The organism is Kitasatospora sp. NPDC047058, from assembly GCF_040643935.1.
Taxonomy (GTDB): Bacteria; Actinomycetota; Actinomycetes; order Streptomycetales; family Streptomycetaceae; genus Kitasatospora.
On sequence record NZ_JBEYVJ010000337.1, the window covers coordinates 1 to 7,469 of the forward strand.

5 protein-coding genes and 1 pseudogene are annotated in these 7,469 nt (G+C 71.7%); 3 read left to right on the forward strand and 3 right to left on the reverse strand.

Annotation, left to right across the window (positions count from 1 at the left end):
- Positions 1 to 114 precede the first annotated feature (114 nt).
- Together ABZ885_RS31965 and ABZ885_RS31970 are read right to left on the reverse strand one after the other, a co-directional pair.
- Positions 115 to 567, reverse strand: a complete 453-nt coding sequence (locus tag ABZ885_RS31965) for a GNAT family N-acetyltransferase (protein ID WP_360196366.1) — start codon at positions 565 to 567, stop codon at positions 115 to 117.
- Between the two features lie 131 nt (positions 568 to 698).
- On the reverse strand, positions 699 to 1,490 hold the full coding sequence (locus tag ABZ885_RS31970; protein ID WP_360196368.1) for a VOC family protein: 792 nt from the start codon (positions 1,488 to 1,490) through the stop codon (positions 699 to 701).
- A gap of 280 nt (positions 1,491 to 1,770) precedes the next feature.
- Here ABZ885_RS31970 and ABZ885_RS31975 point away from each other — a divergent pair, with 280 nt between their 5' ends.
- From ABZ885_RS31975 to ABZ885_RS31985, 3 genes are all read left to right on the forward strand, one after another.
- Positions 1,771 to 3,954, forward strand: coding sequence for an ATP-dependent RecD-like DNA helicase (locus tag ABZ885_RS31975; RefSeq protein WP_360196377.1), 2,184 nt, complete (start codon positions 1,771 to 1,773; stop codon positions 3,952 to 3,954).
- A gap of 224 nt (positions 3,955 to 4,178) precedes the next feature.
- Positions 4,179 to 5,468, forward strand: coding sequence for a citrate synthase (locus tag ABZ885_RS31980; protein ID WP_360196371.1), 1,290 nt, complete (start codon positions 4,179 to 4,181; stop codon positions 5,466 to 5,468).
- Between the two features lie 542 nt (positions 5,469 to 6,010).
- Positions 6,011 to 6,730: an SDR family oxidoreductase gene (locus ABZ885_RS31985; protein WP_360196374.1), complete on the forward strand. Its 720-nt coding sequence runs from the start codon at positions 6,011 to 6,013 to the stop codon at positions 6,728 to 6,730.
- Between the two features lie 64 nt (positions 6,731 to 6,794).
- Here ABZ885_RS31985 and ABZ885_RS31990 read toward each other — a convergent pair.
- Positions 6,795 to 7,391, reverse strand: a pseudogene (locus tag ABZ885_RS31990) (HAD-IC family P-type ATPase); the annotation flags it as partial.
- Positions 7,392 to 7,469: the final 78 nt, after the last annotated feature.

Below are 7,469 nucleotides of genomic sequence, written 5' to 3' on the forward strand. Positions count from 1 at the left end.
CTGCAGGGGGGACCCTGTGGGAGAGTAGGACGCCGCCGAACAATCATTCACAGAGAACCCCCGCCCGGGAAACCGGACGGGGGTTCTCTGCATTTACCGGGGCATTCCGGCGGATTACAGCGGGAGCTTGAAGCCGAGGTGCGAGCCGACGAAGCCGAGGCGCTCGTAGAAGCGGTGGGCGTCGGTGCGGGTCGCGTCGGAGGTGAGCTGGACGAGGTCGGCGCCGAGTTCGCGGGAACGCTCGACCGCCCAGCGGATCAGCTCGGTACCGAGGCCGGTGCCCCGCTCGTCGGCGTGGATCCGCACCGCCTCGATGATCGTCCGCGTGGAGCCCTTCCGGGAGAGGCCCGGGACGACGGTCAGCTGGAGCGTGCCGATCGTCCGGCCGGCGCGTTCGGCGACCACCAGGTGCTGGTGCGGGTCGGCGTCGATGCGGGCGAAGGCGTCGCGGTAGGGGGTGAGGTCGTCGGGGCTCTCGCGGGTGGCGCCCAGGGCGTCGTCGGCGAGCATGGCCACTATCGCCGGCAGGTCGTCGGCGGTGGCCCGGCGGATCGTCAGGTCGGTCATGATCACAGCCTAGGCGGGCCCCTGCGTGCCCTGTTCACCCACCATCGGGCCACCCGCCCCCATCACCGCCGCCAGAACCCCTCAGCGCCTCTCCAGGGCCTCTCCGGGCCCGGAGTACGGGTGACCTGCCGTCACCCGCCCACCACCGCGCTGGTGATGACGGCGAAGACGGCGCCGTGCGGGTCGACGAGCCGGGCGAGCCGCCCGACGCCGTGCACGTCGGTGGCGGGGAGCCGGACGGTCGCGCCGAGCTGTCCGGCGAGTGCGACGGCGGCGTCCACGTTGACGACCTCGAAGTAGGGGAGCCAGTGCGAGGCGGTCCCGGCGGCGGTCTGTGCGGGTCCGAGCTGCATCATGCCGCCGAGCGCGTCCTCCGTCCCGCCGCCGGCCGGGGTGAGGACGGTGTACATGACCTCGCCGAGCGGGACGTCCTGCTCCTGCCAGGAGAACACCGCGCGGTAGAACGCCTTGGCCGCCTCGGCGTCGACGCTGTGGCACTCGGCCCAGCAGAAGGTGCCCGGCTCGGTGACGGCGTCCAGCCCGGGGGTGTCGTGGGGCTGCCAGACGGCGAACCCGGCGCCGAGGGGGTCGGTGTAGCCGGCCATCCGGCCGCTGGTGAACACGGTGACCGGGGCGAAGCGGACCTTGCCGCCGGCGGCCCCGACCAGTTCGGTGGTGCGGTCGGCGTCGGGGGTGCAGAAGTAGACCGTCCAGCCGGGGCGCGCGTTCTCGTCGGTGAACGGTCCGAGGGCGGCGACGGTGCGGCCGTTCTGCTGGAAGAGGCCGTAATCGCCCGCCTCCGGGCCGGCCGGGGCGAACGTCCAGCCGAACACCGTGCCGTAGAAGGCGACCGAGGCGTCGGGGTCCGGGCTGGTGAGGTCGAGCCAGTTCGGCGAGCCGGGGACGAAGGCGGTGGTGAGCATGGCGGCACGGCTCCTTCGGCGGCGCCCGTCGCGCCCGGGAACGCGACGGGGGCCCGGGCAAGGGGTGGAAGTCCCGCGTCCAGCCTGGCACCGGGGCGCCCGCCGCCGCGCGCGCTGCCGCACCGGCGGCGACGGAGCGTGACCGCACGGGACTGTCCGACGCAGGCGGTACGGTGCGAGGCGGAAGCGCACCCGCACGGATGGAGGGGGCCCGGTGGCCAGGCAGACGCAGCAGTCGCCGGCGGGGCAGGCGGCGGGCCCGCCGCGCCAGCTCGCCGAGGTGCAGGGGGTGCTGGAGCGGATCACCTACGCCAACGAGGAGACCGGCTACACGGTCGCCCGGGTGGACACCGGGCGCGGCGGCAACGACCTGCTGACCGTGGTGGGCGCGCTGCTGGGGGCGCAGCCGGGGGAGTCGCTGCGGCTGCACGGGCGGTGGGGGTCGCACCCGCAGTACGGCCGGCAGTTCGTGGTGGAGAACTACACGACGGTGCTGCCGGCGACGGTCCAGGGCATCCAGCGCTACCTGGGCTCGGGGCTGATCAAGGGGATCGGGCCGCGGTTCGCCGAGCGGATCGTGGAGCGGTTCGGAGTGGACACCCTGGAGGTGATCGAGAACGAGCCGGGCCGGCTGATCGAGGTGCCGGGGCTGGGGCCGAAGCGGACGAAGAAGATCGCGGCGGCCTGGGAGGAGCAGAAGTCCATCAAGGAGGTGATGGTCTTCCTGCAGGGCGTCGGGGTGTCGACGTCCCTCGCGGTGCGGATCTACAAGCAGTACGGGGACGGCTCGATCGGGGTGGTGAAGAACGAGCCGTACCGGCTGGCGTCGGACGTCTGGGGCATCGGTTTCCTGACGGCGGACCGGATCGCGCAGGCGGTGGGGATCCCGCACGACAGCCCGGAGCGGGTGAAGGCGGGGCTGCAGTACGCGCTGTCGCAGAGCAGTGACCAGGGGCACTGCTACCTGCCGGAGGAGCGGCTGATCGCGGACGGAGTGAAGCTGCTGCAGGTGGACGTCGGGCTGGTGATCGACTGCCTGGCGGAGCTGGTGGCCGCGGAGGGGGTGGTGCGCGAGTCGGTGCCGGGCGAGGCGGGTGAGCCGGTCACCGCGGTGTACCTGGTGCCGTTCCACCGGGCGGAGATCTCGCTGGCGAACCAGTTGCTGCGGCTGCTGCGGGCGGAGTCGGACCGGATGCCGGGGTTCGCGGACGTGGACTGGCCGGCGGCGCTGGGGTGGCTGGCGAAGCGGACGGGTGCGGAGCTGGCGCCGGAGCAGGAGCAGTCGGTGCGGCTGGCGCTGACCGAGAAGGTCGCGGTGCTGACCGGCGGTCCGGGCTGCGGGAAGTCGTTCACGGTGAAGTCGATCGTGACGCTGGCGCTGGCGAAGCGGGCGAAGGTGGTGCTGGCGGCGCCGACCGGCCGGGCGGCGAAGCGGCTGGCGGAACTGACCGGGGTGGAGGCCTCGACGGTGCACCGGCTGTTGGAGCTGAAGCCGGGCGGGGACGCTGCGTACGACCGGGACCGGCCGCTGGACGCCGACCTGGTGGTGGTGGACGAGGCGTCGATGCTGGACCTGATCCTGGCGAACAAGCTGGTCAAGGCGGTGGCGCCGGGGGCGCACCTGCTGTTCGTGGGGGACGTGGACCAGTTGCCGTCGGTGGGGGCCGGCGAGGTGCTGCGGGACCTGCTGGCGGCCGGCGGGCCGATCCCGTCGGTGCGGCTGACCAGGATCTTCCGGCAGGCGCAGCAGTCGGGGGTGGTGACCAACGCGCACCGGATCAACGAGGGCCTGCCGCCGTTGACGGAGGGGCTGGCGGACTTCTTCCTGTTCGTGGAGGACGACGCCGAGCGGGCGGCGGGGCTGACGGTGGACGTGGTGGCGCGGCGGATCCCGCAGAAGTTCGGGTTCGACGCGCGGCGGGACGTCCAGGTGCTGGCGCCGATGCACCGGGGGCCGGCGGGCGCGGGGAACCTGAACACGCTGCTGCAGGCGGCGGTGTCGCCGGCCCGGGAGGGGCTGGCGGAGCGGAGGTTCGGCGGGCGGACGTTCCGGGTGGGGGACAAGGTGACGCAGATCCGGAACAACTACGACAAGGGGCGGAACGGGGTCTTCAACGGCACGGTGGGGGTGGTGACCTCGCTCAGCGTGGACGACCAGCGGCTGACCGTGCTCACGGACGAGGACGAGGAGGTGCCGTACGACTTCGACGAGCTGGACGAGTTGGCGCACGCGTACGCGGTGACGATCCACCGGTCGCAGGGGAGCGAGTATCCGGTGGTGGTGATTCCGGTCACCACGTCCGCCTGGACGATGCTCCAGCGGAATCTGCTCTACACGGCCGTGACCAGGGCGAGGAAACTCGTTGTGCTGGTCGGGTCACGGAAGGCGATCGGACAGGCCGTGCGGACCGTCAGTGCAGGTCGGAGGCATGCCGCGCTCGATCATCGGCTGGCCACTGGATGATTCTCCAACGGATGGTTGCCTCTATTGTTCTCTTGACGTGAAGAGATTTACGGCAGAGCCTAGGGTGGTGCCGATCTTGTCCGGTTCGTACCGGATGAGGCGGCAGGTTTTGTAGGGGAGGTCCCTTTCGGGCCACCCCGGGTGCGCGGCTGTCCGCCAGATGGGGGATGGTAGAGACAGTCAGGGCACCTTGGAAGAGGATTCATTTCGTCGGTGAGGAAGACGTGAGCGACAACTCGGTAGTACTGCGGTACCAGGACGGCGAGTACGAGTACCCCGTCGTCGAGAGCACTGCGGGCAACGCCGGCTTCGACATCTCGAAGCTGCTCCCGCAGACCGGCCTGGTCACCCTGGACAACGGCTTCGGCAACACCGCCGCCTACAAGTCCGCGATCACCTTCGTGGACGGCGACAACGGCATCCTGCGGTACCGCGGCTACCCGATCGAGCAGCTCGCCGGCCAGGGCAGCTTCATCGAGACCGCGTACCTCCTGATCAACGGCGAGCTGCCGACGGCCGACCAGCTGTCGGTGTTCAACCGCGAGATCACCCAGCACACCCTGCTGCACGAGGACGTCAAGCGCTTCTTCCAGGGTTTCCCGCGGGACGCGCACCCGATGGCGATGCTGTCCTCGGTGGTCGGCGCGCTCTCCACGTTCTACCCGGAGAGCCACAACCCGTTCGACGCCGACCAGCGGCACCTGTCGACGGTCCGGCTGCTGGCGAAGCTCCCGACCATCGCGGCCTACGCGTACAAGAAGGCGATGGGCCAGCCCTTCGTCTACCCGCGCAACGACCTGAGCTACGTCGAGAACCTCCTCCGGATGACCTTCGCGGTCCCCGCCGAGGACTACGAGCTCAACCCGGTCGTGGTCAACGCCCTGGACAAGCTGCTGATCCTGCACGCGGACCACGAGCAGAACTGCTCGACCTCCACCGTGCGCCTGGTCGGCTCCAGCCACGCCAACCTGTTCGCCTCGATCTCGGCCGGCATCTCGGCGCTCTGGGGCCCGCTGCACGGCGGCGCCAACCAGGCCGTGCTGGAGATGCTGGAGAGCATCCAGAAGGACGGCGGCGACGTCGACGCCTTCATCACCAAGGTCAAGAACCGCGAGGCCGGCGTCAAGCTGATGGGCTTCGGCCACCGCGTCTACAAGGCCTTCGACCCGCGCGCCGCGCAGGTCAAGCTGCTGGCGCACGAGGTGCTCGGCCAGCTCGGCAAGTCCGACGAGCTGCTCGACATCGCGCTGAAGCTGGAGGAGCACGCGCTCAAGGACGACTTCTTCGTCTCGCGCAAGCTCTACCCGAACGTGGACTTCTACACCGGCCTGATCTACCGCGCCATGGGCTTCCCGACCAGCATGTTCACCGTGCTGTTCGCGCTCGGCCGGCTGCCGGGCTGGATCGCCCACTGGCACGAGATGATCAATGACCCGACCAGCCGGATCGGCCGTCCGCGCCAGATCTACACCGGCACGGAGATCCGCGACTACGTGGCGCTCGACGCCCGCTGAGCCGCCTGCGCCCGCCGAGCGGGCGTGCTGCCCTGACACAGCACCGGGAAGGGCCCGGCCGCATCGTGCGGCCGGGCCCTTCGGCGTCCCCGTTGACGGGGGGAAACGTACGGCGCACGACTCCGGGGGCGGCCGCAGCCCGGGACGGCCGCTCAAAGCGTCCCAGACCCGCCACTCCCCGGCGCCGTGCGCGAAGGCCGCCAACCGTCGGCGACCGTCCCGGGGCCCGCCGGAGCCCCGTCGGCGGCAGTGGTGGGGACGCGGTGACGTGAAGCCGTTCGCCACGTCACCGCCCACCAAAACTGCCGCACTACCAACCTAAGACGTATCAGGGTGCGAGAAGTTACGCCCGGGGGGTGTGAGCTGCCTCTCGCCACGCTCCGTGTGCGGGCGGTGCCCGGCCCATACCACACCTTCCGGCGGCGGCGACGTCACCCTCCCCGCAGTGACGGCAACCGAGCGTGATAGGAATCGTGGCATTCCGGTACGGACCGCCCCGCACCCTCGCAGCGTGGCGGCGGAACTGGGGAGGGAGTGCACAGATGGCCAGGAACGTCGTCGTCACCGGTGGTGGCACGGGGATCGGGTACGAGGTGGCACGTCGGTTCGCCGAAGCGGGCGAGCAGGTCGTGATCGTCGGCCGCCGGCGGGCGGTGCTCGAACAGGCCGCGGCCGACCTCGGCCCGAACGTCACCCCGCTGGTCTGCGACCTCGCCGACCCGGACGACGTCGAGGCCGCGCTCGCCGGACTCCCCGAGCGGATCGACGTGCTGGTGAACAACGCCGGCAGCCGGGAGACCGTGATCGGCGGCGGGCCGCACGCCCTGCTGGCCCGCTGGCGCGGCGACTTCGAGCGCAACGTGCTGACCGTGGTGCTGCTCACCGAGTCCATCCGGGACCGGCTCACCCCGGGCTTCGGCCGGGTGGTCACCGTCAGCTCGATCGCGGCGCTGCGCGGCGCCGGCTCGTACGGGGCCGCCAAGGCCTCGCTGCACGCCTGGAACCACTTCCTGGCCGCCCAGCTCGGAACCTCGGGCATCACCGCGAACATCGTCGCCCCGGGCACGGTGGCGGGTACCGAGTTCTTCGGGCCGCGGCTGGACGAGGCCGAGGTCTCCCGGCGGGCGGCCCGGACGCTGCTCGGCCGGATCGGCGAGGCCGGCGAGGTGGCGGCCGCGGTGTTCTTCCTGGCCTCGCCGGAGGCCGGGTTCGTCACCGGCGAGATTCTGCACTGCAACGGTGGCGAGCTGCTCGGCCGCTGAGACCCGCGCACGATGGAGGGCCCGTACCGCTCCGGTACGGGCCCTCCATCGTCGGCAGGCCCGGTCAGGCGGCCCGGAAGCGGCGCAGCCGGAGGCTGTTGGTGACCACGAAGACCGAGGAGAAGGCCATCGTGGCGCCGGCGATCATCGGGTTGAGCAGACCGGCGGCGGCCAGCGGGATCGCGGCGACGTTGTAGCCGAAGGCCCAGCACAGGTTGCCCCGGATGGTGGCCAGGGTGCGGCGGGAGAGCCGGATGGCGTCGGCGGCGGAGCGCAGGTCCCCGCGGACCAGGGTGAGGTCGCCGGCCTCGATCGCGGCGTCGGTGCCGGTGCCCATGGCCAGGCCCAGGTCGGCCTGGGCGAGTGCGGCCGCGTCGTTGACGCCGTCGCCGACCATCGCCACCACCCGGCCCTCGGCCTGCAGCCGCTGCACGGTGGCGACCTTGTCCTCGGGCAGCACTTCGGCGATCACGTCGGCGGGTGCGATCCCGACCTCGGCGGCCACCGCCGCGGCCACGGCGGCGTTGTCCCCGGTGAGCAGGACCGGCCGCAGTCCCAGCCCGCGCAGCTCGGCCACGGCCTCCGCACTGGTGGGCCGGACCGCGTCGGCGACCTCCAGCACGGCCCGGGCCGCGCCGTCCCAGCCGACCGCCAAGCCGGTCGTCGGCTACGTCGCGGGCTTCACCGCCCCGGAGGGCAAGACCATGGGCCACGCCGGCGCCATCGTCTCCGGCTCCTC

Excerpts from the sequence above, each read along its gene's own strand:
- ABZ885_RS31965 (WP_360196366.1), bottom strand. The coding sequence starts at position 567 with ATGACCGACCTGACGATCCGCCGGGCCACCGCCGACGACCTGCCGGCG.
- ABZ885_RS31970 (WP_360196368.1), bottom strand. The coding sequence starts at position 1,490 with ATGCTCACCACCGCCTTCGTCCCCGGCTCGCCGAACTGGCTCGACCTC.
- ABZ885_RS31985 (WP_360196374.1), top strand. The coding sequence starts at position 6,011 with ATGGCCAGGAACGTCGTCGTCACCGGTGGTGGCACGGGGATCGGGTAC.